The sequence below is a fragment of the Spirosoma arboris genome (genome assembly GCF_009754945.1).
GTDB classification, from domain to species: domain Bacteria; phylum Bacteroidota; class Bacteroidia; order Cytophagales; family Spirosomataceae; genus Spirosoma; species Spirosoma arboris.
Window position 1 is genome coordinate 463,839 of record NZ_WPIN01000005.1, and the last position, 26,894, is coordinate 490,732.

Below are 26,894 nucleotides of genomic sequence, written 5' to 3' on the forward strand. Positions count from 1 at the left end.
TCTACCTTATCTATCGCAGTACGAACTTCCATATTAGTTTGTACTGCGATAGTGTAAACCGTTTTTAGTTGCCACGCATGGCTGTCAGCATACTGCCATACACACCATTGAGAGAGGCTAAATTACCCGTCAGTTTAGCTAGTTCGTTTTTAAACTGTTGTGTATCACGACTAGCATCACTCATGTTTTCCATCGCAGCCGTCAAGCTACCATAGAACGCGTTCATTGCTTTCAAATGCTTGTTGGTGTCCTGTAACTCCAGTTCATAAACTGCATTTAAAGCACCCATATTTTTGGTTACTTTCTGGAATTGATCCCGGTAATCCTTCGCTTCAGTAGTCGCATCGGCCATTGAATTCATCGCCGTGATAGCTGTACCATACGATTTATTCATTTCAGTAATCGAACTCGATGCCGATTTTACACTCTTAGCATAATCATTCGTAGCTACGGTTGCATCGGTAAGATCTTTGATTTTCGATACTGTTTCATTAAGACTGCGAAAACCAGTGCCTAAACGTTCGAATACGTCAGGCGTCACTTTGGCTTGTGCTAACATCTGGTCCATGTTACCAGTCAACCCATTAGCTTGTGGAGCTGGCTTACGAGCTTCTCCTTTAAAATCATCAGCCAATTCAGGATAAACTTTTTCCCAGGCATATCCATCGCCTGATATAGCTGGCATTGTAAAACTTTGAACTGCGTATAAGGCAAAAATAACTACTTCGGTTAACAGGCCGAGCGTTAGCATGAAGCCAAACTGCTCGTTGTGCGTAATTTTAGCCCAGGCTCCGAAGATAACGACGGCTGCCCCAGCACTATAAATGGTTGGTACTAAACGATCCCAAAAGAAACTTGTGGATTTTTCTGCTGCCATGATAAGCGATTGTTGGATGGAATAGGTAATTGACTTTAGTTATACTTTTTTAGCTGCTTTCTTGCTGCTTTTGCTCTTGCTACTCCCCCCTACTTTACCTCCACGAGCCGATGCAGTCCGTCCTTCTAGGTTATCCATCACACAACGGAACCCAATGTAAGAACGTTTCTGGTCTTCATATTCATAATAACGGGTACCTGTTTCGAGGTAGTAGGCGATGTCTTTCCAGGAACCTCCGCGAACCACTTTACGAGGCTCATCGGCATTCTGGTTATCAGGATTCATATCCCACACAATAGCATTTGTGTTTTCAGCATAGGCATCGCGACACCATTCAGCTACATTACCGGCCATATTATATAGGCCATAATCATTGGGGCTATAGGCGGTTGCTGGAGCTGTGTATGGATAGCCATCTGCGTCAAAATTACCACGTTGTGGTTTGAAGTTGGCTAAATAACATCCTTTGCCGTTAGCCACATAAGGGTTACCCCATGGGTACTTAGCTCCATTTTTGCCACCACGAGCAGCCCATTCCCACTCAGCCTCTGACGGCAGGCGAAATCCAAACGACCGATAGCCTCCCTCTTTATTACGGAAATCATCGAGCATATTTGTACGCCATTTACAGAAATGCTTAGCAGCAATCCAGCTTACACCTACTACAGGATATGTGTCAAAAGCAGGGTGCGCATAGTAATGCTCCAGCATAGGATCACCATTGTGGTAAGTGAAATCGTTTTTCCAAACGGTTGTATCTGGGTAATATTTGGACATGATCTCTTCTTCGCCCAGCGTAGACACGGAGTCGGCCAACAAGGCATTGACATACTGCCGATACTCGTGATTTGAAATTTCAGCATCATCCATGTAGAATGAACTGATCGTCACCTGCCGGTTCATGTTGATCTGGGTAGCCGCCACGTCTTCGTCGGCTTGCCCCATAATAAATGAACCTGAAGGGATCAAAACCATGCCATAAGGAGTAGGTTGTTTCCAGCCTTTACGCCCGGTTGCTGTAATTTCCCCGTTTGTGACGCCAACTTCTCCTCCTTTGCCGCCTTTGCCTCCAAATTTTGACTTCAGAAAGCCACAACCTTGCATAAGCAGTACTACTGCTGCGACCATCACTACCCGGGTTGCGTTGACTGTTAACCAGTTATACTTCATCATCGTAGAACTTTTCTTCTTCTTCTTGTGCGAGACCAGACTAAAAACGAAAATCTTTTTGGTTATTGTATGTAAAACCGGGTTCAGAATTATTTTCTATCAGTATTCTTACTCAAATTCAGTACTATTCAGGTAAACGAATTTGGTGTTAAACCAGCCTACTTCCCCAAAAATAAGCTACTAGCTGCAAACTGCCTAACAAGAATATTGCCAAAATGGTCTGAATTACCGAAATCAAGCTATTTACCGGTGCAAAATTAATATCGAAAACGTGGAGTTCTTACAATTGGCTTCTTTCGGGCATCTGGTGCTGGCAATGCATAACCTAATATGATTTCGTGCGATGCCGGACTTTTTATTTGTGCTCCCCCCGTCGTAATATCTAATGAATAGCCAACGCGTAAGGCGTTGTTACGCATTAAATTTATACCAGCTGTAGCCATGACAGCATCTTTGAACCGAAAACCAAGGCCTGCCCAAATTCGATTATCATAGGTACCAATTATATTAGCAACAGCTACAGATCCCCGAATTCCTTGTTTTGTACTGTATTGAACCAATAATGATGGCTGTATATCAATATTATAGCCCAAGCCAAGCCGGTAACCTGCCGACAAATAAGCTTTAGGCTCTGAGGCATCAATCGAGCGATCAGTAACATAACTATATGTAGCCTGATTTAGGTGCGACACGCTAACGCCCAGCCAGTAGTCGGTGGTGTTGTAATAGACTCCGGCCCCAATATCAGGCTTGAACTGATTGATACGGCCGGTTGGAATAAGAGGATCATTCGGGTCAGTAGCTCGAAATTGCCCAAAGTCAAATCCCCGATTAAACATTCCTGCTTGCACACCTAATGCCAGTGTTCCATTTTTCAATGCCAGACGATAAGCATAGGATAACTGTACGGCTTGATTAATTGACGGTCCATATTTATCGTTGAGTGCATAAATACCGATACCACTTTTAATTTTAGCCAATGGCATATTGAATGAGAGCATCTGCGTGCTTTGTGCTGCACTACCGTCGCCATTACCAACAGTCTGGTAACCTATATACTGCGTTCGTTGTGTGATTTGCAGTCGTGATACGCCCTCCGATCCAGCCGCTGCCGGGTTATAATAAAGCGGATTATACATGTATAAACTAAACTGCGGATCTTGCTGCGCCCGGGCGGTTGGTGCAGCAATCGCTAGAAGCAATAAAGCGTAAACGTAAAGTGTGCGAATCATACGGCCTAAACGAAATTCAGAATGACTATTGATCAAGGATTACAGCCTTCTGTTAAACAATATCACAGTTTACAACTAAACGCGTGTAAAGACAAATTATTGGCCCGGAAATAAAGGCTAAATGCCGGAAATGAGGTTATTTCTCGGTTCCGGCATTCAGTTTTGTTTAGCGGCAATTATTTATTAGTTATTAGCCTTTTTTAGATACAAATCTAAGGCCCCAGTCATAGACGGCGCATTGGGCAATGGAGCCTCAATATCAAGGGTTAAGCCAGCATCCGTAATTGCTTTGGCAGTGGTTGGGCCAAACGCTGCCATCCTTGTTCCATTCTGATTAAAATCAGGAAAATTGCTCAATAATGAACTGACGCCCGACGGACTAAAGAAAGCGATGATATCATAGCTTTTTATATCCAAATCCGACAGATCTGTTGGAACGGTCTCATACATAACAGCTTCCGTAAAATGCAGACTGCTGGTATCCATGAACTCGGGAATATCATTCCGGCGGATGTTTGAGCAGGGAAACAGGAATTTTTCGTTCTTATGTTTCTTGATCAGGTCAAACAGTTCGGTAGCCGTTTTGGTACCGTTAAAGATTTTACGCTTTCGAATGACAATGTACTTCTGCAAATAGTTAGCTGTCTGCTCCGAAATACAGAAGTACTTCATATCGGCCGGAACTTCAATCCGACCTTCCTGGCAAATCCGAAAGAAGTGATCGATGGCATTTCGGCTGGTAAAAATAATAGCCGTATGAGCCAGGATATTGATTTTCTGACGACGAAAATCCTTAAACGACACACCCTCAATTTGAATAAAAGGACGAAAGTCGATCTGGAGATTATACTTGCTAACTAAATCAAAATACGGAGATTTTTCGTCGGCGGGTCGGGATTGGGTTACTAACATCCGATTCACTTTCGTAAGCCGGGCCTCTGTGGATTGCATACTAGTCTCGTTCATTGAATCTCTACTCGGGTCAATAGTCAGTTGGCAGTTAACAGTTTTCGTCGACAGTCTTAACATGCATTTGCTGACTGCCAGCGGCATACTGTTGACTGAAAACTCATTCATCACAGCGCAAAACGCAAACCGATGATGAGTGGAATCAATTCAACGATACAAAGGTACGAAAATAAATAAAGATTCTTGATAGGGTCGACACTACGTATGACGAAGTATAAAAGTGTTAAGCGAGCAGCATAGAAACCAATCAAAGGCAACAGCAGTGCATTCTGTGACCATATAGTAGTCGAGGTATTATAGGCTATAACAGCAAGCAGCAAGGTTAAAGACGTGAAAAATAGTAAAGAAGCCTGTAAGATTTTGAAATAGTGAACATTAACAACCTCCTCTAATTTATATAAGCCACCCATTATCTCCAATGCAACATATTTGCCGATCAAGCTTAAGAATGCAACTCCACTCAGCAAAAAAAACTCACCTAGTAGCCAGCCCATATGCTGTTCACCCAATAATAATGTGCGCGACGCGAACATATCTATGTTACGGCTTTGTATGAGGACGATCAGATAAGCAATAACAAAGCTTAAATTGAGGGCGAACAGTGTATTGGTGCTACTTAGAGGTCGATTAATGAGGAAAGAATCGTCCTGTGCCCGCATTGATACTAAATCACGTAAACTATAAAATCGGTGAAAAGCCCGGTGATAAAAAGAGTACAGAAAGGCATGCGTAGTTAGTAAAAACAATAGGCCTAATCCTATAAAATTATCGTAGATTGTTCGGGCACGAGGCCGTACGCTCAGATTATCGTCACGCAGAACAACGGGCTTTTGCGTCGCCGATTTAGGATAACCAATAAATAGCTGCTTATCATTGAGACCCGGAGCTCCGTAAATAGTCAGGAAAATTTCAGGCTGACGATAGAGTCGATACAGACTATCTATGTTTAAAACCTGCCATTGGTCGGCACGGAGTTTTCGCTTGAGTGCTGCGTTAATAAAGAGATACCCATCCTTCTGGGTAGCTATCATCAGGCTATAATGCCGATTACTTTCCAGATCTACGTAAACGCTCAGCGCTGTCTGGTCGGCATGTAATTCAACGATATAGGGGACATAAGCTTTTGCCCGTTCGTCATATACCTGAAAATCATCGTGGAAATCATGGACGGGATAATAGCGTCCATTAGGCCCAACACCAGTTGTACGGGGTTGGGCGATAGCGCTATTAACTATGAAAAGAAGAACGAGCGAATGAATGAATGAGTGAATGAGTGAATTGAAAAACGCATGTTGCGTTCCTGACTCATATTGAATTTGCTTACCGAAGCGTCGGACCGTCACTAATTCACTCATTCGCTCATTACACATTAATTTTCCCCCAACGCTTTCAGCATTGTGTCGCCTATGAGAGCAGGTGATTCAACCACATGGATTCCACATTCGCGCATGATGGCCATTTTAGCAGCAGCGGTATCATCAGCACCACCAACAATGGCACCAGCGTGACCCATTCGACGGCCTTTGGGGGCAGTTTGTCCGGCAATAAAGCCAACAACGGGTTTGCGGTTACCGTCGGCTTTAATCCAGCGGGCGGCTTCCGCTTCCATTCCTCCACCAATTTCACCGATCATAACGATCGCATCTGTGTCGGGATCATTCATTAACAGTTCAACTGCCTGCTTAGTCGTCGTGCCAATGATTGGGTCACCTCCGATACCAATTGCCGTTGATTGACCCAGTCCAGCTTTGGTTAGTTGATCGACTGCTTCGTAAGTAAGCGTTCCAGATTTGGAAACAATACCGATCCTGCCTTTTTTAAAGATAAAACCAGGCATGATACCTACTTTACACTCTTCGGCAGTCATAACACCAGGACAGTTTGGCCCGATGAGTCGAACATCCTTATCGGCTAAGTAATTTTTCACGGCTACCATGTCTTCCGTCGGAATACCCTCGGTAATACAGATGATTACCTTAATACCGGCTTCAGCAGCTTCCATAATGGCATCGGCAGCAAAAGCAGGTGGTACGAAAATAATGGAGACGTTGGCTCCGGCCTGATCAACAGCCTGCTGAACGGTGTTGAATACAGGTCGATCGAGGTGCGTTTGACCACCTTTTCCAGGTGTTACGCCCCCAACAACGTTGGTACCATATTCGATCATCTGCTGGGCATGAAAACTGCCTTCCGAGCCAGTAAAGCCCTGGACGATAACTTTAGAATCTTTGTTGACTAAAACAGACATGACAGGTTTTAGAAATCGTTGGCGATACAGTTATGCAAAGAAAAGAGGAATAGATAAGGGATGCGAGACTTCCCAATCGCCCATCTACCCTTCTTGCGTCTTTAAAAGTTGGGCAAAAGTAGCCGAAACTTCGTAAATTACGTGATGATTTTTTCGCACATCCTTTCTGGCTCTATTCTGGCTGGAGCGGGCGTCGGGGTGTTCTGGCACTTTTTCGGCCGCATTTCTCTCTTTAATCGGCTCTTATGGGGCTTCTTTTTATTAATAACATCGTTGGCAGCCTTAATTGGAGTCATTTATTTTGCTGGAGATGAATCGCTTGAGCCTCTGCATCAATCTATGATTGTGTTATCTGATAGCTTAGGCGTTGTATGCGTAGTTACTGCCGTATATGCCTTACTGAATCGACAGAATCTTTCCCTAATCACATTTATAGCTACTGTTGTATTGGGAATACTTTTATTCATCAGCTTGTTGCTCCCTGATGTGCGCGTCTTCACACCTATTGTACCATCTCTTGGTATTTTAGTGTTGATGTTAATGGCCGTCTTTTCATTACTGCAACGCAACAAACGAGGTTTGTGGGTAGTATTGGCAGCCATGATGATGGGATTGGCTACCAAAGCCGAAGCGTTCGATTCCCTAATACACCCTACCGATTTTTATCATTATGCAACAACAGTTGCCCTCTGGCTTTTTGGGAAGGCTTCAGACTGGCGCGTTGGGGTAGTGTAAACGCACTTATCTAAAAAAGAAGAAGCAAATCTAACCAATGCTTTAAGCAACGAGTTACGCACTCAATCCTTTCTGAAATGGGAAGAGAAAAATATAAATTAAACATAAAGACACTAAGGCCAAAGAGTTGATAAACAAGAAGAAGTAAACGGTTTGGCTATGGTTCTGTGGGCTTGGTATCTCTCTGCTTAATTTTATTAAACGACTCAACGAACGTGAATTTATTAGAATTAGCACACGATCCAGCTCAAGTGGCTCGAGCCGCTCGACTTGTGTATATGAATGATACCATGCCGGGTATTCATCGTCAGAAAACAGGCAACCAGTTTACATACATTGACGCTAAGGGCAGCTTGGTGGAGGATGAAGAAACGCTTCTACGCATTCGTAGCATGGTGCTTCCCCCAGCCTGGGAGAACGTTTGGATTAGCCCCAGAGCCAATGGCCATTTACAGGCAACTGGCATCGACGCTAAGAATCGGAAACAATATCGTTATCATGCGAAATGGAACACGATTCGGAGCGAGACAAAATTCTTTCGAATGGTAGCCTTCGGCGAAGCACTGCCGCTACTTCGGGCACGCTTAGCTAACGATCTGAAAACTAGTAGTCTTTCACGTGAGAAAGTAATTGCCATTGCTCTCAGTGTAATGGAGCAAACTCTGATTCGGGTGGGTAATGCTGCTTATGAGAAAGAATATGGCTCCTATGGCTTAACAACCCTCAAAAACCGGCATGTTACGTTCGAAGGCAGTGAAGTGCGCTTTAGTTTTAAAGGCAAGAAAGGTATTTACCACGACATTTCTCTCCACGACCGACGCTTATCACGCCTAATAAAGGCCTGTCGCGCCCTTCCAGGCAAAGAGTTATTTCAGTATCTTGATTCGGATGGCAAACGGCATGTCGTCGACTCAGGTATGGTAAACGATTATCTGCATGAAACAATGGGCGACGATTTTTCGGCAAAGGACTTCCGTACCTGGGCCGGTACAGTAAACGCGCTGCGACTTTTAGTCGAGCTGGAGCCTTGTGACACGGAAAAAGAATTGAAAAAGAATGTAAACACAATTCTTGACGAGGTTTCTCATCAATTAGGGAACACACGTGCTGTTTGTCGGAAACACTATGTGCATCCGCAGATTTTGGAAGCCTATGAGTGTAAGGATTTGAACCCGTATATTAAGCAAAAAGCACGGTTTCGGCAGACTGATCCTTTAGGACTGGATGGGATTGAGAAATTACTGCTAAAATTTCTGAAAGATCAGATAAAGTTGGTGGAGTAAGTGTAGTAGATAACATGTCTAGTACACTTACTCCACTTACTTACCGCCCAAGTTCCTGAGTGATCGTACTACTTAGCCGAAGGAGTTCGATCTCTGCAGTTTTGGAATTGTATTCAGCATCAATTAATCGAAGTTGAGCATCGAGCAGATTTCGCTGCACATCACGAAAACCTACAGCGGTCAAGGTTCCTAGCCGGTAACGGTCATAGGCAATATCTACGTTTTGCGTAGTAATTTTATAGTTCTGTACTTCAAGTGACAGTAACTGTAAGTTAGATCTATACTGTTGAAATGTTTGCGTAAGTGCCTGCTCGAGCTGTACTCGCTGATTATTCGTCTGATATTCAGCAGCTAGTGAATTAACGGCAGCCACCTGCTTTTGACGGCGTAGATTAAATCCATTAAAAATAGGTAACGATGCCTGAATGCCATAGGTCAGACCATTGTTATGGGCTGATGCTAAAATTGAGGTCCCCCCCGCCTGGTTATTAATGGCCGTGTACGCATAGCCAGACAATAAATTTACGGTTGGGTATTGTTGTGCCTCGGCCAATTTTATATTTAAATCCGCAACCCGACGGTTTAGGACAGCAGCCGCCAATAATGGGTTATTAGCCAGCAGTGATTCACGTAACTGCTCCAGAACTAAATTGGAGCGCACCAGAATTGTATCCTGCACAGCAAATTCAGTAACAGGATCACGTACTAACAGTGTATTCAGTAAAATTTTAGCATTAGAGAGCGCCAGTTGCTGAGCAATCAGGGAAGCACTATCTACATTATAATCAACTTGAGCGGTTAGATAATCTACCTTCGAGAAACTACCCACTTCAAAGTTAGTTTTGGCAAGATCAAGCCGATATTGTGATATATCAAGCGCTTGACGTACAGCCAGTAAACGTTGTAGTTGCCGCACGACGTTATAGTAAGCAGACGAGACACTGGCTACTGTTGCTTCAATATTAGCTCGGGTATTTACTTCACTAATTTTTACTAACTCTTTGAGCTGATCAAGCACATAAAACGTAGCAAATCCGTTGAAAATGTTCCAGTTTAAATTGACACTAGCGGTCGTGTTTTTGCTGACAACTCCTGGCAGATCAGTAGGCTGAGTGGTTTGTATTAAATAAGACTGTCGTATATGCTGATTTGAGTTGTTATTAGTTAGGTTACCACTCAACACAGGTAAGAAACCAGCATTGCCCAGCGTATTATTATAGTTAGCTATCTGCTGCTGTGCCTGAGTTATTTTAATTTGATAGTTTTGGGCAAGTGCTGTTTGAATAGCGTTAGCCAACGTAACTATTTCACCTTGCTGCACAATAGTAGCATTGCGTAGGGCACGTTGAATAGGGGTTTGGGCAGGTTGAGTGGATTGCTGAGCAAGAGCCAAAGAAGGAAGACAAGTAAAAATAAACCAACTGCTGAGTTTCATTGATTCGAGGTTGAGAAGAACAAGTAAGACAAAAGTAAGAGAATCTTCAATTGGCCCGTCAGCTTATTCGCCTTTCGCTTATCTTGCATCTTTCCTTTTAATCTCCATGAAACGTCTACTGCTGCTGTTTTCTACTCTTTCGGCTCTGTTAACGGGCTGTTCCTTCAAAAAAAAGGCTGATCTGCTCGTCAAAAATGCGCAAGTGTATACCGCAGATTCCAGCTTTTCGATGGCCGATGCGTTTGTCATTGAGGATGGAAAATTTCTGGCGGTAGGTAAAGAACAAGCGCTGGCCGATCAATATGAGGCCACGACCACAGTTGATCTGAATGGACAACCGGTTTATCCAGGCTTCTATGATCCCCATGCTCATTTCCTGGGGCTGGGTCAAGTACTTGATCAGGCCGATCTGGTTGGAGCAGAATCGTATGATGAGGTTCTCGAACGATTGAAAACATTTTATAAGGCCCACCCTACTGTTCTCTGGCTTACCGGTCGTGGGTGGGATCAGAACGACTGGCCAGACAAAGTTTTTCCGACAAAAGAAAAACTGGATGCTGCCTTCCCCAATGTACCTGTTGCACTGATGCGAGTAGACGGTCATGCACTCTTTGTGAATTCAAAAGCTCTTCGCCTAGCCAATGTAACCGCTGGATCGAAACTGCCGGGTGGCGAAGTTATCCTTGAAAACGGCCAGCCAACAGGCGTACTAGTAGACAATGCCATGCAATTCATTAAACGTGTTATCCCACGTCCCGACAATGCCGATAAAGCCCGCATGTTGCTAAATGCGCAAAAGGCTTGTTTCACATTGGGACTCACGACTATATCTGATGCAGGCATCAGCCCCGATGAAATTAACCTGATCGATAGTTTGCAACAAGCGGGTAAGCTCAAGATTCGCGATTACGCCATGATCAGCCTCGGCGAACCAAATCTGAATTACTTTCTCAAACGGGGACCCTTCCAAACAGATCGGTTGACCGTTCGCTCCTTCAAGCTTTACGCCGACGGCGCTTTAGGGTCACGTGGAGCTTGCCTGCGTCAACCTTATAGCGACCGTCCCGAAACCAGCGGCTTTCTGCTGCTTGCTCCATCCGAACTGGAGCGTGTAACAAAACTGCTGTATGCGTCTAAATTTCAAGCCAATACGCACTGCATAGGTGATTCGGCCAACCATTTAATGCTTGATCTCTACGGTAAACTATTGAAAGAGAAAAACGATCGTCGGTGGCGAATCGAACACGCGCAGGTAGTTTCCCCAGAAGATGTTGTGAAGTTTGGCCAATATTCAATTATTCCGTCTGTGCAGCCTACGCATGCCACGTCAGACATGTACTGGGCCGGTGATCGACTGGGGCCAATTCGGGTAAAAGGAGCCTACGCATTTAATGACCTTATGAAACAGAATAGCCTGATTGCTTTTGGCAGTGATTTTCCAGTAGAGGCCCCTAACCCACTATTTGGTTTTCATGCAGCAGTAGCCCGTCAGGATGCTAAAAACTTCCCGGAAGGTGGCTACCAGATGGAAAATGCTGTTGATCGAAAATCAGCCCTACTTGCTATGACTCGCTGGGCAGCCTATGCGAACTTCGAAGATCAATTGCGGGGTTGTATCGCTCCGGGTAAACAGGCTGATTTTGTGGTTCTTGACCAGGACATTATGACGGTTCCAAATCAGAAACTACGCCAGACGAAAGTACGCCAAACCTGGCTTGGTGGCGAGCGGGTTTATTAAGGTCAGAAGCTGGTCTGGAGTCGTTCAACTAACGACTCCAGACCAGCTTCTGACAATTGTTGACGACCCAGACTATTTTCAATACACTTCCAGTACCTGATAAGTTATTTTGTTGAACGTTGTTTCATCGCCCGCTTTTCGTCCTGCTAAGGCCCCTGCAATAGGAGATGCAGCTGAAATAGCAAAATAATCTCTTCCATCAACGGTGAGTTTGCCAGCGCTCATACTAATAAAAAATGATCCTCGGTTCGTAATGACCATACTACCTGACTGAGCAGTATCATATTTTTTTTCGATGTTTAACCGAGCCAACTCCTGACCAAGTTTCTGAGCTTCGGCTAAGAGCTGAGCATTTCGGTCGCGTTCGAGTTGAGCCATAGCTCTACCGGTTTCATATTTATCGCCCGCACTGCTTTTTGATTCCGAATTAGCGGCCTCCTGAGCATCTTCCATCGCTTGTCGGGCGTTAATGATTCGTTGTTGTACATAAGCTTCACACAGGGCGAAAAGGGCTGATTTGATTTGTTGTTGATTCGACACGTTATAAATTTCGTTTCTTCATTTCTTCCACAGCAAAGTTTGCTGCCCGTTTTGACTTATTCCCAAAAATGCAACCAATAGCAACGTAATGAATGTAAAGATTCCTCTACTCACCCGGCTAGCTAAAACGCAGAAAGAAGTGAGAAATTTGACAAAGATACGCCTATGGAACGCGCCAGCCAACCCGCGAACTAGCGCCAGCTTACGTGTTTTGGCACAGTATTTTGCGGGTTAGTTATTCATGTAAACGGTGGAGAGGTCGTTAATTCATAGCAATTCTAATAGGTCAACATTATCTTTATAACCATTCTGAACCTTGTTTCGGAATGGCTTTTCATTGATGGAAACTACAGATCTTTCTACTCTTCCCGTACCACTTCATCCAGGTTTGCCCATGCTAGGAAATACCCTCGCCTTCCTGCGCAATCCACTGGGTACACTGCATACGTTACAGCGTCAGCACGAACGGCTTGTGCATCTGCGTATTGGCGGAAGGCATCAGTACCTGGTCCTTCGACCTGAAGATGTCAAACATGTCATACAGGAAAATCATCGAAATTACGGTCGCTCACCAGCGTTTGAGATCCTGAAGATTTTTCTGGGAAATGGACTACTGACCAGTGATGGCGATTTCTGGCGACGGCAACGACGGCTGGCACAACCCGCTTTTCATCGGCAGAGGTTAGCCGCTCTAACGACAACCATGATTGCCGAAACGGCCAACTGGATAGTGGAGCTGAAACAGCAGAGAAGCAAACAGCCAGTCAATATGTCGCAGGCGTTCATGGATGTAACGATGCGTATTGTCTGCAAAACGCTGTTTGGATCTGATACAACGGGAAAGTTGGATGGTCTCTCAGCCGCCCTCGATGACCTTAATTATCTGGCCAATAAGAAGATGTTATCCCCACTTCGGTTTCCTTATAGCTGGCCAACACCAGATAATGTACGCTCAAAGCGAGCCCGAACGCAGGTCGATACTTTTATTTACGGAGTTATCGAACAACGACGCCAACGTGACGAAGATAAAGATGATTTGTTAGGCATGTTGCTGAGCGCCGAAGATGAAGACACGGGCGAAAAAATGTCTGATCAGCAATTACGCGATGAGTGCGTAACCATTTTTTCGGCAGGTCACGAAACTACAGCTGTCTCAATGGCTTGGACAATCTATCTTTTAAGTCAGCATCCCGACGTTCTTATGCGACTCCAGGCTGAAAGCAGAACTGTATTAGGCGATGCAGTAACGCCATCACCTGACTTATTTCGTTCGCTTACCTATACGCTACAAGTCGTGCAGGAGTCTTTGCGACTTTACCCACCCGCCTGGATTATGAGTCGGCGGGCGCACAATCCAGACTCTATTGGACCTTACACTATTCCAGCAGGCGATACCGCGTTGATTTCGCCTTATCTACTTCACAGAGACCCGACTAATTGGCCTAACCCTGATCGATTTGACCCCGATCGATTTGTACCGGGTGGTCCCAAAGACCAACTCCATTCCTATGCTTACCTGCCTTTTGGTGGAGGCCCACGTCTATGTATTGGAAATCAATTCGCGCTAATGGAAATGCAGATTTTGTTAGCCATGCTAGTACGTTCATTTGAGTTAAAGGCGACCCCAAATCAGCGCATCATTCCTAAGCCACTGATCACACTACGTCCAAATCAATCCATTTGGATCGGTTTGTCGTAAATTCTCATTTATACTTTTTAAAGAATTTTTGTATTTAACCGTTCCACGTTTCTATTAAAAAGCTATTCTGTCAAGCGATTACCTCTTTTGAAGGCTAAATCCTGTGAAACACAGTTGCATCTTTCGTAGATAGCCTTGACTTTGTGGTTCCAATAGCCAAACTTAGACAGTCCATTGATGTTCTAATTTCAGTTCACTTTAAATGCGACACAATGAGACTACAAATGCACGCCGTTAGATTCACGGCAGATCAGAGCCTGTTAGATTTTATCCAGGCTAAGCTTGATAAGCTAGACACTTTTCATGATCGTATTATCAGCGGAGAAGTGTTCTTAAGACTAGAGGGGGCTGACTCCAATAAAGTCAAAGAGAAAATCGTCGAAGTCCGACTGATGATTCCAGGTAAGGAAATCTTCGTGAAGGAACACGATAAAAGCTTCGAAAGCGCAACCGATCGGGTAATGGATGTCTTGAAAGACAAACTCGTTCGATTTAAACAAAAACGAAGTGATATTTCCAGCCCAGCTATCGCTGAGGTAACATCCAGAGTTGAAGCTGAAGACGAGGTCTTTGAACCTGATGAGTTATAACTAATTAGAGTACTACTAAAATCAGAAAGCCACTCTTGGGAGTGGCTTTCTGATTTTAGTAGCGTGGGTTCCTTTCGTGCTACTTTACAAACCAAATGCAGCTTTGACTTTATCAACAAAATCAAGTTTTTCCCAGGTGAACAACTCAACTTCAACTTCTTTCGTATTCCCGTTAGATCCGAACGTTTTCTTAACGATTTCATTCTTGCGACCCATATGACCATAGGCAGCCGTCTCCGAGTAAATCGGGTTGCGGAGTTTAAGCCGTTGTTCGATAGCATAAGGGCGCATATCGAAAATTTCGCTCACTTTCTCAGCTATAGCACCGTCGTGCATATCTACTTTGGCAGTGCCATAGGTATTGACATATAGACCACATGGTTTAGCCACGCCAATAGCATAAGAAACCTGTACCAGTACTTGATCACAAAGACCAGCGGCTACTAAGTTTTTGGCAATATGACGAGTGGCATAAGCCGCAGAACGGTCTACTTTGGATGGATCTTTACCCGAAAAAGCACCGCCCCCGTGCGCGCCTTTACCGCCGTAAGTATCAACAATAATCTTCCGGCCCGTCAAACCAGTATCGCCATGAGGACCACCAATTACAAACTTACCAGTTGGGTTGATGTAGTAGGTAATGTTATCAGTAAACAGGCCATGCAGCTCGGCTTTCTGAGCCGCTTTCACACGCGGAATTACAATATTAATAATGTCTTCCTTGATTTTGGCCAGCATTGTTGCATCATCGGCAAAATCGTCGTGCTGAGTCGACACTACGATAGTATCAATCCGAATAGGTTGATCGTCGTCAGAATATTCAATGGTCACCTGCGACTTGGCATCGGGACGTAGATACGGCATCAACTCTAATTCATTATTCCGAATCACCGACATTTCGCGAAGAATGGCATGAGCCAAATCGAGCGGCAATGGCATGTAGTTGTCAGTTTCGTTGGTGGCATAACCGAACATCATACCTTGGTCGCCAGCCCCTTGAGCGTTCGCTTTTGACTCAAAATCGTTGTTGTCAACCAGCCGATCAACGCCCTGATTGATATCGGCTGATTGGTCGTGCAGGGCAGAGAAAATGCCGCACGAATTAGCCTCGAACATATATTCGCTCTTGGTGTAGCCGATTTTACGGATCACTTCGCGCGTGATTTTCTGAACGTCTAAGTAGGTATCGGTCTTAATTTCGCCAGCCAGAACAACCTGACCAGTTGTAACAAGGGTTTCACAAGCTACTTTGCTGGATGGATCAAACGCCAGAAAATTATCAATCAGTGCGTCAGAAATTTGATCGGCAACTTTATCGGGGTGTCCCTCAGAAACAGACTCGGAAGTGAAGAGATAAGGCATTGAGTTATCCGTATGACTTGGTTTAAGCTACAAATCTACGAGTTTCTGGGTAGGGGGCAAACCCTCAACTCCTGCCTTCGTTGTTATCCAGCTATCTTTCGGCGCAATACATCGAAAAAGGCAAGCAGAAATGGCCAGAACGGCATTGTAGCAAATAATCTTATTTCCTCGAAAAAGCGGGTTTCCTCATCCAAAAATTTGAAAACGCGCTGGGGGTTCTCGGTATACACTCGGGTAAAAATGTCATCGGCCGGATGTCGATTTTTTTCCAGAACATTAAGGAAAATACTATCGTAAAGCTTAAATCGACGCTTAAACCAAGGCACCATACGATGTGGCTTACCCGTTTCGGCAAGGTTCTGCACAATGTCCTGCAAATAACGCTGCGTTCGGTGGAAGGTATACCCCGTTGACGCTTTTGTAAAACCACCCGATGTACCAATCCTGACAATATGTTCAGAAGGGTTCTCCTGGGTTTGCTCATCCGACATGGGAATAACCCCATATTCGGTTTCGCAGATTTCATACCCTCCTGTCATTAAGAAACGGTCGATATACTGGCGGAGTTCAGCATCATATTCCTTATCGAACAGCAGTGTAGAATTGAAAATTGTATACTCAATCAAGGCCGTTTTTTCATCGAAAGGTAATACATACAGAAATCTGCAATCTCCTTGCTGATCTACACGAAAATCCATGATTTCGGGTCGTTTCGGATCAAAACAAGGAGCTGAGGTCTTAATTACCCAGCCTTTAAAATGTTGTAGCAGGTTATGATTTTCAGGCTGGTCTAATTTTAGAGCAAATGTGCTATCGAATACGTAGTCGGCAATATATGGTTCGTCATCGGCAATAACGAAGCCGCCCTGCGGAGTGTCTTTTATGCGCTGGATCGTCGCATTCTTCCGCTCAACATTAGGCCATTTTGCCAGTTCGGTTTCTACAAATGTGTAAAAGTCGATACTCCGAAGCATTTTGTATTGATACTCCCCCATATCGAGTACACCAGAATAAGTAGTGCCATGAAAAGAGATCGAATGCCAGGTGCGAAACAAAACCGACTCAAATGGTCGTGCTGTCAACTGGCTAGACCGCTCTGGCCTCCCTACTTCGAGCTCATGCTCCCAGAAGCACCATGTCCGATCATTACGATTTTTCTGTTCGCGGTCCAGAATCAGAATACGTCGATCACGTAATGGAGACTGAAGCAGGTAATATGCCAGACTTAAGCCTGCCATACCTCCCCCAGCGATGATGAAGTCGTATTTTTTCATGCAGCAAAGAAAAAGTCCGGGCCGTTGGTCCGGACTCTCTCCTTTAAAATGGTGAAGATGGCTAAATTGTTTATTTATCCGTCTTCTTACACGTTCACATGCTTCTCTGCATGGTAACTTGATCGAACCAATGGGCCCGACTCTACATATTTTAGCCCGCGCTTTAATCCTTCTTCACGATACATTGCAAACGTATCGGGATGAATCCACTCAATTACTTCGTGGTGCATTTTAGTGGGTTGCAGATATTGGCCAAGTGTGAGTATGTCAAGTCCATTTTCGGCCAGATCATCCATTGCCTTAAACACTTCATCGTGAGTTTCGCCTAAACCAAGCATAATCCCCGATTTTGTTCGCTGACCATATTCTTTCGTTCGACGGATCTGCTCAAGACTACGTTCATAGCGAGCCTGTGGTCGAACACGGCGATAGAGCCGTTCGACGGTTTCCATATTGTGCGAAACTACTTCCTGACCAGCCGAAATCATTCGTTCAAGCGCATCCCAGTTACCTTTTGTATCCGGAATGAGTGTCTCAATAGTTGTGGAGGGTGATGCTTCTTTAATGAGTCTCACTGTCTGATACCAGATTTCCGCTCCCCGATCTTTCAGTTCATCCCGATTGACTGATGTGATCACAGCGTGTTTAACTTTCATCAGCACAATGGCTTCGGCCACGCGCCGAGGTTCGTCGGTATCGTACTCGTTTGGGCGTCCGGTTGCCACGGCACAAAAAGTACAGCTTCGTGTACAAACATTACCCAGAATCATAAATGTAGCAGTGCCTGCTCCCCAGCATTCGCCCATATTTGGACAATTGCCACTCTCACAAATGGTATGGAGTTTATGCTCGTCTACTAATTTACGAACTTTGGCATATTCAGGTCCAATTGGCAATTTTACACGAAGCCAATCAGGGCGCTTTTTTCGTTGTTGTTCAGAGGGTATTACGGGTAGTTCGATCATGGCTCCTCAATCCTTTCCAGCAAAATTCGTTTTCAGGGCGGAAAGTTCACTATAGAAGTAAGAGGCAGGGAGCGTATAGCATGGATAAAAAACCGTGCTCCGCGCTCCCTGCCTCTTACTTCTTTTATTTCTTACTTCCAAAAAACAACGTAAGGTAGGCCGAGGTGAAGAAGTTACGATTGCCATCTTCCCGGTTGCCAGTAGGACTTTGATTGGGAATGATAACGACCTTATTGGGGAAAATTTCGGCTAAAAATCCAATTTCAACACCAGTCGTATTGGCTCTAAAAGCGCTCAGTTCAAAACTCAAAGCAGCTTTTACGTTCAGCCCGACAGTTAGCTTCGACTGATCGAGGCCTTGAAAAAAACCTCCGGCTCCCGTTACTGTCTCGCCCGTTGGTGTAGTAAACCCGTTGACTTGGGAAGCAGGCACTGTTCGGGATGAGTTCCCATAAGATACTTCTAAATAATAGGGCTTAATGATGCCTAATGAAGGGCCTCCTGCCAGAATACCACTTACCGCAATACCTTCGTCACCATTTCTCTGGAACAGCTTTACTTCCCTACCGTATGATGGGCGCAACACAAACAAATAATTTTCTTTCCCATCAATATAGCGCGAGCCAATAGAATTGATGGAAGACTGTATCTCTTTGGGATGCTTTACATTAACAAGCTCAACACTCAGATAACTATATTGTGGCATACCCATCAACTTACCCGACAATAGCCGCGACTGCCGGAACGCAAAGCCGCCAATTATCCCGGAATTCGTGTTGGTAGTCAACCCAAACGTAGTTATAGTGTGATAATTATCATCCTCACTGTCAGCATTTTGCGCATTAGAAACGTGGCCTGATAGCAGGAGCGAGCTTAACGCAAGTCCAAGTACTTTGTATAGTGTTTGCATTTCCGTAAAATCCTGAATTAAAGCTACTCATTATTATGTATATTCACAAAATCAGGCGCCACAATTAGCGTAACTACATCATTCTTTATATGTTTAAGCCGAAACAGCGAATAAAACCTTTGCACCCATCAGATTTAGGCAATGGTTTTTATTAGGATGATCCATTAACCTAATAAGATAGGGAATTTTCGACCGACTAAGCATATACGTTTTTTTCTATGGCAACGATTCATATTGATTACCTGGGTGGTCTACGTACAGATTGTGTGCATTTACAATCAAACACCCACATTAATACCGACGCACCTACTGATAATCAGGGCTTGGGGGAAGCCTTCTCTCCTACTGACCTTGTTGCCAATGCTCTTGGCTCCTGTATTATAACAACCATGGCGATTTTTGCCCGACGTGATGGTATCGACCTAACTGGTAGCGAACTGGATGTAACGAAGGTGATGACAAGCCAACCTCCTCGGCGCATTGCCCGGATTGAAATTACCCTGATTCTCCGCGCCAATCGAGAGGGCGAGCCGTTTCTACCCGATGATGAAACCCGCGCCCGCCTGGAAAAAATTGCGCATACCTGCCCAGTTGCCATCAGCCTTCATCCAGATCTCGAGCAGGCGGTGAGTATTCAATGGGAAGAAGGAGTAACAGCCTGATAGTTGACTTATGATGTATTGGGACTAGAGAAATACATCATGAGATCCCTATAATTCAAAGCGATAATCAGCTTCAAAGAGAAACTGATTATCGCTTTTTTCGTTTCTGACGCCAATATTTAATATCGGCGGTCAGATTTTCCAGAAAAAAGGAAGGACCAACTGATATATAAAAACCAGTATAATTGATTTGACTGTCTGGAATATCTTTTTTTAGAATAAAGCGATAGCCGGTCAGTATATTTAGGCCAAACCAGTGTAAGGGTCGTAGCCAGCGTACAGTTGGGAACTGGTAGGCGGCAGCAACCCCAACCCCAAGTGGCAAAAAAATTCCCCGCGCCACTTCGTGTTTGTTCAATTGGTCATCATCCCGTTCATAGCGCGAGTGTCCATATCCAAATTCAATTGGCATACTCACTTCAAAGGCTTTCCGGCGGAACAGATAACGTTCATAATACACGGTGGCAATACGCAAATGACGGGTAACGGATTCCGACGTGTTGGGTAGTAAACCGGGCTCGTCGAGCCGCTGGTTAATAAAGTAAAAGCCCGCACCAGCCTTAAAACTAGCGGAACGCCCACCTCGCAAAGCAGGACGATCATGCTGAGGAGGAAATAAAAACCCAGCTCTTACCCCATACACACTGACCGGAACTCGCCGGTTATTAGCATTACGAGTATCGCTAAAGAAAAAAAAACGCTGGTCGGTTGAGGCAGTGAATGTAAGTGACTTTGGACGGCTACTCTGTACAGTGTCGGAAATTTTATGGGCGGAAGTCTCGACAGATGCTTCGGGCTGTGCCCAGGCTGTTGTTCCGATAATAAGCCAAATTAGAAAAGGTAAACCTAAAATCCATTGAAATCGCATAATTTTCATACCGTTGGTAAACTAATAACGACGGATAGGCTTAATGGTTTTAACGGAGCTTTTTTGTCAAAAAAATGATCGAAACATTATCTGCTGGCGTTTTTTTTGCGCAAAAAATCGCCAGCAGACAGGCATAAAACTGGTAAAAAAAGAGCTAAAAAAGTCGACTAAAAAAGAAGTCTATGCCTTTCGTAGGCTGTTTACGTTATTTGAAAACTGCCCATATTCTCCTCGTCAGCTGGAACCCTTCTTGAATAAGTACAAAATACATTAGCAAATACACTCTATAAATCACCTCGAGAATACCAGTTATTTGTTACAAAACTCCCTCTATTCGACAAAAAATTCTTGCTGTTTTCCTATCCGGGAACGTTCCCGGTAACGCTTGCATAAAAAAAGTGAGATAAAACATTCTTTATGTCTAGTTTTTTTCTGAATATCATACTAGAATTTTTTCAAAGAATAATAGTACATAATAAAGCTAAATCGAAGAATAATCCACAATTAATCTAAGTCTATCAGGCGACAACTCCGCCTTCAGGTGATGTTTTTAATAAGTAGAAACCCTTATATCTGACGCTTTGGCCTACACGAAACAGTTATACACCGTGTCCCATAAGCCATACTCTGCTTACACCGTTGAGGAGCTCGCCCTTGATGACTTGTTTGTGCGTTGGGTACAACATCCCAACGACGACGAGGTAGAGGCTTATTGGCAAAACTGGCTTTCGCAAAACCCAGATTGTAGCGAAACGGTCGAATCGGCCCGTAGACTGATTCAGGAAGCTAGCCAGCCAAGGCTACCAGCATTATCGACCGACGAAATTTCGTCGGTGTGGGGGCGAATTCGCGAATCGCTCCAAACAATGGAAGACCTCCGCCCGCTTCAACCCGATGTACGGGCTGTTATTGGCTGGTGGTACTTTATTAGAACAGTAGCTGCCCTGATGGGTGTCATGCTCCTGATTGGCTGGGCACTCTGGATGCAGTATGGCCCTAATCAGTGTGTGTCAACAATAAGTACTCCGGCTAACCAAACCCGGCTGATCCGATTACCCGATAACTCAACCATGACGCTGCAACCCAACAGCTCTGTACGGTATGCACGCCAATGGGATGACGAAACACCAAGGGCAGTCTGGCTAACAGGTGAAGCTGACTTTTCGGTTACACACCGGAATGACACATCATCAGCCCGTTTATTCCGGGTCCATGTAGACGGCTTTACGATAGAAGCCGTGGGTACCATTTTTCGAGTACGGCAACGCCCAAAAGGAACTTACGTAGCCCTGACTTCAGGGAATGTAAACTTACTTCTAAAACAACAACAGCCTATTCGGCTTCAACCTGGCGATTCGATTCAGATAATCGCAGGTTTAGCTAAGTCTTTACCTTAACAATTAACTCTTACTTGAACCTACAATGCAGACAATTACCCAACCGCCACGGCGAGCGTGGCTTCCTTTGCTTGGACTAACGGCGCTCACGCTTGTTAGCCAACCGGCGTTCAGCGCGCCACCTACCCATCGACCACTTGTAGAAAACCCGGCGCAGGAGCGCATTATTACGGGTAAAGTAGTATCGGTCGACGATAACAATGCCCTTCCGGGTGTAAACGTAGCGGTGAAGGGCAGCTCACGTGGTACCACTACCGATGCTGATGGTGCCTACAAAATTGCCATACCGAACGGACAGGCCGTATTGGTATTCTCGTCGGTCGGTTTCAGGGCCGAAGAAATTACGGTAGGTAATAAATCAACCGTTGATGTTCGACTGAACTCCGACGACAAAACTCTGAATGAAGTAGTCGTTGTTGGTTATGGTACGCAGAAAAAGAGCCAGTTAACTGGTGCTATCTCATCGGTAAGCGCAAAGCAAATCACCGAGATGCCAATTACTAACATAGGCCAGGCACTACAAGGCCGGGTAGCTGGAGTCGACGTGGCTCAATCAGGGAGTAAGCCTGGTACAACGCCGAAAATTCTGATTCGGGGCCGTCGTTCGTTTAACGCGAGTAACAACCCGCTCTATGTGGTCGATGGTATTCCACTGACGGGCGATCGGAACGAACTGTCAGCAAGCCGCCCCTTTGATTTTGTCTCTGGTGGTTATGAGGACTTTAACCCAAATGATGTCGCTTCGACAGAGATTTTGAAAGATGCTACATCGACCGCTATTTACGGAGCACGGGGCGCCAATGGTGTTGTGTTAATTACAACCAAACGAGGAGCGCCTAAAGGCAAAACCGTAATCAGCTACGATAACTACGTTGGCTTTACCAATGCTTTAGACAAAATTCACTTGTATGATGGCGCTGGATATGCTGAGTTAAAGCGGGAGTCGCGCCGGACAGTTGGCACCTACAAGGATGCAAATGGTAATCTTGTCCCTACAGGTACTGTTGATGCCTATGCTGACTCTAAATTGTTTGAAGCGGTTGAATTAGATGGTATTGCGAACAACCGTACGACCGATTATCAATCCATGATGATTCGGCAGGGTTTCCAGCAGAACCACTCCATTGGGGTTCAGGGTGGCAATGAAAAAACACAATTTTATATTTCAGGTGCCTACTTTCAGGACAAAGGCATTATTCCGGGCTTAGATTATACACGTACATCGCTTCGGGTTAATATCGATCACCAGATCAATAAAGTACTTAAAGTCGGTATTTCATCGAATTTGGTCTATAGCATTCGGAATGGTGCTAACCGAAATCCATACGGGTACACGCTGAGTCAAAACCCGCTGGCCAAAGCCTTTGATGATAACGGGAATATGATCTTTTCGCAAACGAGTGATGCGTTACTGACGAATCCTCAGGCCGAGCTTGTGCCAGGTGCTCAAGTTGATGAGACCAAAAAGTACCGCATTTTTAATGCAATCTATGCAGAGGCTAACATTATCGACGGGCTGAAATACCGCGTTAACTTCGGTCCTGACTTTACCTCACAACGGGCAGGGCGCTTTGAAGGAGGTCTAACAAACGATATCAAAGGAGGAAGTCCTGTGGCTTCGTCCAACACTCAATTTGGTTTTAACTACGTACTTGAAAACATCTTAACGTATAATAAGACGTTTGGTCTGCATACGCTGGGTGTTACGGCTCTGCAATCCATTCAACGGGATAACTTTGAAATCAATAGCATTTCGGTGAAGGGTGTTCCGGTTGAAACACAATCATTTTATAACGAAGGAAATGCCAGTTCTGTATTGGGTGTAGGCAGCGGGCTTACCCAGTGGACGATTAATTCGTATATGGCTCGTGTCAATTATGCATACAATGATAAGTATTTGCTGACAGCAACTATCCGTCGTGATGGATCGAGCCGATTCGGTGAAAACACCAAATACGGTAATTTCCCTGGTCTGGCTTTAGCCTGGAACATGAGCAGTGAAGAATTCCTGAAAAACGTGACCTGGCTCGACCAACTCAAACTACGGGTAAGCTATGGCCAAACAGGTAACCAGGGGGTTTCGCCTTACCAAACACAGGGCTTAGTAAGTCGCACACCTTATGCCTGGAATGCTGTACCAGCATATGGATATCGGCCTAATACCATCGGTAACCCTGATTTGAAATGGGAAACCTCTACAACCAAAAACGTTGGGGTCGATTTCTCCTTCTGGCGCGGTCGGGTAGCTGGATCGCTGGAAGTGTATCAAACCAATACTACCAACCTGCTACTATCCGATTACCTGCCAACATCAACGGGTTTCAACGCTGTTACACGTAACGTAGGTGAAACCCGCAACCGAGGAATAGAAATAGGTTTATCGACGGTAAACATAAATAGCAAAAGTGGTTTTAAATGGTCAACGGATTTCACATTCTATAAAAACACAGAAGCTATTCTGTCATTGTACAATGGTAAAATAGATGATACAGGAAACCGCTGGTTCATTGGCCAACCACTTAACTCCTTCTTTGATTATAAGAAGTTAGGTATCTGGCAAACCAGTGAAGCGGATGTTGCTAAGTCATTTGGCTTTACTCCTGGACAAGTTAAGTTACAGGATACTGACGGTGATGGAAAAATCACGGCGAATGACCGGGTAATTCTGGGTAACGATATTCCCAAATGGCAGGGTGGTATCACCAACCGATTCAGCTATAAAGGATTTGATCTTTCGTTCTTTATTTTCGCCCGGATCGGACAGACCATTGTCAGCAAGTTCCATCAGAACAACCTCACCTTACAAGGTCGGTACAATCAGATCGTTGTCGATTACTGGACACCTAATAACCCAACAAACGCATTCCCACGGCCCAACTTTAACCAAGAGTTTCCAATCTATAACACGTCGTTTATCTATTTCGACGGTTCGTTCGTGAAAGTGCGGAACATCAACTTTGGTTATACCTTCCCAGCTTCTATTACACAAAAGTTGCGCTTACAATCCCTGCGTTTATTCACCAGCATCCAGCAGCCATTTATTTTCTCGAGCTATCGCACGAAATACAATGGTATTGACCCCGAATCGTCGGACGGTAACGTAAACAGCGATGTTACACCTGCCACTCGGGTAACCACCTTTGGTCTGAATGTCAAGTTCTAAAACAGGCGTTTGCGCCATTTAACATCTAAAAAAATGAAGTATAAATTATCCATAAAATCACTAAGAGTACTAGGAGTTACGGCTCTTATGCTCATGGGTCAGTCGTGTAAAGACACACTGAATGAAGTCGTCGTTTCGAACATTAGTAGCGATTATCTTAGCACGCCCGCAGGTTTCCAGGCAGCTATTAACTCCGCTTATTCGTCAATACGAACCTTTTACGGCCAGGAACGTGGGCTGACCATGACCGAATATGGTACTGACCTTTACCAGACGGGTGCCGACGGCAGTTATAAAGGGTTTCACTTTTATGACTCTCAATTAATTGGTACTGTTGATATTATCCAACAAGTTTGGGAGGAACTCTACAAAGGGATCAACACCTGTAATGCGGTCATAGGAAGAGCGGCAACTGTAGCTAACACAACGGATGCTATCAAAAAACAACGCGTGGCCGAAGCTAAATTCTTAAGGGCTCACTATTACTTCATTTTGCTCCAGCAATTTGGCCCCCTCGATTTACGCCTGACCGAAACGCTGGTGCCAACGAAGACTGCAGTGCGGGCTCCAGAAGCAGATATTTACAAAGCCATCATTGCCGATTTAGAAGCGTCTTTGCCCGACTTGGAAAACAAGGCAGCATCGTCTGATTATGGACGAGCGACTAAGGCAGCTTCTGAAAGTTTGTTGGCGAAGGTGTATCTAACCAAGGCGACCTCATCGGCCAAAGCAGCTGACGATTACGCTAAAGCAGCGACCTATGCTCAAAACGTAATTGCGAACTATGGTTTCAAGTTACTGCCCGATTTTGCAAGTGTATTTGCACAAGGCGCTGGTGAGATTAGCAGCGAAGTAATTTGGTCGGTACAATACACGTCTGATCCACTGACGAATATCAATTCGGATAATACGGTGAATAGTAATGGGAACAACCTTCACTTGCTCTTTGGGATGCAATATGATGTACAGGCAGGTATGCAACGTGACATCGTTTATGATCGCCCATTTAAGCGCCTGAAGCCAACCACCTATTTATTGGAAACCGTATTTAAGGACCGAGTCAATGACTCCCGCTATAAAAAAACCTTCCGGGATACATGGCTCTGTAATACCGCCGGTGGTACGTTCACGAACGTGTTTGACAACTCAAAAAAATCAGTTACGTTCAAAGCTGGCGACACCACCATCTACATTCCAGGTGTTGAATGGACAATGGCGCAACGCGCAGCCAAACCCTATCAGGTATTGGTTCCCAGTTTGTACAGTAACTCTCTGTTTCCAACCTTAGTTAAATTCATGGACCCGCTTCGTCCTGATAAAACCTATGAAGCTGGTAGCCGTGATTATTTAGTGTTCCGTTTAGCCGATACCTATCTGATCTTAGCCGAAGCCCTGATCCAACAAGGAAAAGCAGCTGACGCAGCAACTGCTATCAACATGGTTCGCCGTCGGGCAGCGGTACCAGGTAAGGAAAGTGCCATGGAAATTACGGCTGATCAGGCAACTATGGATTTCCTGATGGAGGAACGTGCGCGCGAATTGCTGGGTGAGCAAACTCGTTGGCTTGACCTGAAACGTTGGGGGAATCTGGTTTCTCGGGTTAAATTATATAACCCAGATGCAGCCCCAGCGATTAAGGAAACACATAATCTACGACCAATTCCACAAACTCAGATTGACCGCAGCGATAAAGCCGCCAATGGTAGCCCAGGTTTCCCGCAGAATCCTGGATACTAACGAATAAATGAGCGAAAGCGAGAAAGAGCGAATTAGTTAA

The 26,894-nt window shown here is 44.8% G+C and carries 22 protein-coding genes; 9 read left to right on the forward strand and 13 right to left on the reverse strand.

Annotated elements, in window-relative coordinates:
• Positions 1-64: 64 nt before the first annotated feature.
• The 6 genes from porL to sucD all read right to left on the reverse strand — a co-directional run bounded on the left by porL (position 65) and on the right by sucD (position 6,496).
• Entirely contained in the window at positions 65-877 is an 813-nt protein-coding gene (gene porL / locus GO755_RS15905; protein WP_157586156.1) for a type IX secretion system motor protein PorL/GldL, read from the reverse strand.
• A 39-nt stretch (positions 878-916) separates the two neighbouring features.
• Positions 917-2,050: a T9SS ring complex lipoprotein PorK/GldK gene (porK, locus tag GO755_RS15910; RefSeq protein ID WP_157586157.1), complete on the reverse strand. Its 1,134-nt coding sequence runs from the start codon at positions 2,048-2,050 to the stop codon at positions 917-919.
• A 254-nt stretch (positions 2,051-2,304) separates the two neighbouring features.
• Positions 2,305-3,279, reverse strand: a complete 975-nt coding sequence (locus tag GO755_RS15915; RefSeq protein WP_157586158.1) for a PorP/SprF family type IX secretion system membrane protein — start codon at positions 3,277-3,279, stop codon at positions 2,305-2,307.
• 183 nt (positions 3,280-3,462) lie between these two features.
• Positions 3,463-4,245 carry a uroporphyrinogen-III synthase gene (locus GO755_RS15920; protein ID WP_157586159.1) on the reverse strand — a complete coding sequence of 261 codons (783 nt, stop codon included), beginning with the start codon at positions 4,243-4,245 and terminating at the stop codon, positions 3,463-3,465.
• 110 nt (positions 4,246-4,355) lie between these two features.
• The gene (locus tag GO755_RS15925; RefSeq protein WP_157586160.1) at positions 4,356-5,603 is read right to left on the reverse strand and encodes a DUF4271 domain-containing protein; all 1,248 of its coding nucleotides are present in this window, start codon (positions 5,601-5,603) and stop codon (positions 4,356-4,358) included.
• A 14-nt stretch (positions 5,604-5,617) separates the two neighbouring features.
• Positions 5,618-6,496, reverse strand: coding sequence for a succinate--CoA ligase subunit alpha (gene sucD, locus GO755_RS15930; RefSeq protein WP_157586161.1), 879 nt, complete (start codon positions 6,494-6,496; stop codon positions 5,618-5,620).
• A gap of 144 nt (positions 6,497-6,640) precedes the next feature.
• On the opposite strand from sucD, the gene GO755_RS15935 reads away from it, so the two are divergent.
• Together GO755_RS15935 and GO755_RS15940 are read left to right on the forward strand one after the other, a co-directional pair.
• The gene (locus tag GO755_RS15935) at positions 6,641-7,231 is read left to right on the forward strand and encodes a DUF6962 family protein (protein ID WP_198174845.1); all 591 of its coding nucleotides are present in this window, start codon (positions 6,641-6,643) and stop codon (positions 7,229-7,231) included.
• A 215-nt stretch (positions 7,232-7,446) separates the two neighbouring features.
• Complete coding sequence (locus GO755_RS15940) at positions 7,447-8,514, forward strand: DNA topoisomerase IB (protein ID WP_317165884.1); 1,068 nt, start codon at positions 7,447-7,449, stop codon at positions 8,512-8,514.
• A 40-nt stretch (positions 8,515-8,554) separates the two neighbouring features.
• On the opposite strand, the gene GO755_RS15945 is transcribed toward GO755_RS15940, so the two are convergent.
• Complete coding sequence (locus GO755_RS15945) at positions 8,555-9,949, reverse strand: TolC family protein (protein ID WP_157586164.1); 1,395 nt, start codon at positions 9,947-9,949, stop codon at positions 8,555-8,557.
• A 106-nt stretch (positions 9,950-10,055) separates the two neighbouring features.
• On the opposite strand from GO755_RS15945, the gene GO755_RS15950 reads away from it, so the two are divergent.
• The gene (locus GO755_RS15950; protein ID WP_157586165.1) at positions 10,056-11,687 is read left to right on the forward strand and encodes an amidohydrolase; all 1,632 of its coding nucleotides are present in this window, start codon (positions 10,056-10,058) and stop codon (positions 11,685-11,687) included.
• Positions 11,688-11,765: 78 nt separating this feature from the next.
• Here the strand turns inward: GO755_RS15950 and GO755_RS15955 are convergent, their stop codons facing one another.
• Positions 11,766-12,227 (reverse strand): 3-oxoacyl-ACP synthase, encoded by a 462-nt coding sequence (locus tag GO755_RS15955; protein WP_317165885.1) that lies wholly within the window; start codon positions 12,225-12,227, stop codon positions 11,766-11,768.
• Positions 12,228-12,567: 340 nt separating this feature from the next.
• Here GO755_RS15955 and GO755_RS15960 point away from each other — a divergent pair, with 340 nt between their 5' ends.
• Positions 12,568-13,926: a cytochrome P450 gene (locus GO755_RS15960; protein ID WP_157586166.1), complete on the forward strand. Its 1,359-nt coding sequence runs from the start codon at positions 12,568-12,570 to the stop codon at positions 13,924-13,926.
• Between the two features lie 212 nt (positions 13,927-14,138).
• Positions 14,139-14,516: an HPF/RaiA family ribosome-associated protein gene (locus GO755_RS15965; RefSeq protein WP_157586167.1), complete on the forward strand. Its 378-nt coding sequence runs from the start codon at positions 14,139-14,141 to the stop codon at positions 14,514-14,516.
• Positions 14,517-14,600: 84 nt separating this feature from the next.
• Here GO755_RS15965 and metK read toward each other — a convergent pair whose 3' ends face one another.
• The 4 genes from metK to GO755_RS15985 form a co-directional block, all read right to left on the reverse strand.
• Positions 14,601-15,878, reverse strand: a complete 1,278-nt coding sequence (gene metK, locus GO755_RS15970; protein ID WP_157586168.1) for a methionine adenosyltransferase — start codon at positions 15,876-15,878, stop codon at positions 14,601-14,603.
• Between the two features lie 83 nt (positions 15,879-15,961).
• On the reverse strand, positions 15,962-17,152 hold the full coding sequence (locus GO755_RS15975; protein ID WP_157586169.1) for a lycopene cyclase family protein: 1,191 nt from the start codon (positions 17,150-17,152) through the stop codon (positions 15,962-15,964).
• A gap of 86 nt (positions 17,153-17,238) precedes the next feature.
• On the reverse strand, positions 17,239-18,117 hold the full coding sequence (lipA, locus tag GO755_RS15980; protein WP_157586170.1) for a lipoyl synthase: 879 nt from the start codon (positions 18,115-18,117) through the stop codon (positions 17,239-17,241).
• Positions 18,118-18,241: 124 nt separating this feature from the next.
• Positions 18,242-19,027, reverse strand: coding sequence for a hypothetical protein (locus GO755_RS15985; RefSeq protein WP_157586171.1), 786 nt, complete (start codon positions 19,025-19,027; stop codon positions 18,242-18,244).
• A gap of 218 nt (positions 19,028-19,245) precedes the next feature.
• Here GO755_RS15985 and GO755_RS15990 point away from each other — a divergent pair, with 218 nt between their 5' ends.
• Positions 19,246-19,689, forward strand: a complete 444-nt coding sequence (locus GO755_RS15990; RefSeq protein WP_157586172.1) for an OsmC family protein — start codon at positions 19,246-19,248, stop codon at positions 19,687-19,689.
• An 88-nt stretch (positions 19,690-19,777) separates the two neighbouring features.
• Here GO755_RS15990 and GO755_RS15995 read toward each other — a convergent pair whose 3' ends face one another.
• Complete coding sequence (locus tag GO755_RS15995; RefSeq protein WP_227686973.1) at positions 19,778-20,566, reverse strand: hypothetical protein; 789 nt, start codon at positions 20,564-20,566, stop codon at positions 19,778-19,780.
• Between the two features lie 599 nt (positions 20,567-21,165).
• Between GO755_RS15995 and GO755_RS16000 the strand changes: the two genes are divergently transcribed.
• From GO755_RS16000 to GO755_RS16010, 3 genes are read left to right on the forward strand one after another with little or no spacing between them, the layout of a single operon-like run.
• Positions 21,166-21,954 carry a FecR family protein gene (locus GO755_RS16000; protein ID WP_317165886.1) on the forward strand — a complete coding sequence of 263 codons (789 nt, stop codon included), beginning with the start codon at positions 21,166-21,168 and terminating at the stop codon, positions 21,952-21,954.
• A gap of 25 nt (positions 21,955-21,979) precedes the next feature.
• Entirely contained in the window at positions 21,980-25,117 is a 3,138-nt protein-coding gene (locus GO755_RS16005; RefSeq protein WP_157586174.1) for a SusC/RagA family TonB-linked outer membrane protein, read from the forward strand.
• A 33-nt stretch (positions 25,118-25,150) separates the two neighbouring features.
• Positions 25,151-26,854 carry a RagB/SusD family nutrient uptake outer membrane protein gene (locus GO755_RS16010; protein ID WP_157586175.1) on the forward strand — a complete coding sequence of 568 codons (1,704 nt, stop codon included), beginning with the start codon at positions 25,151-25,153 and terminating at the stop codon, positions 26,852-26,854.
• Positions 26,855-26,894 lie beyond the last annotated feature (40 nt).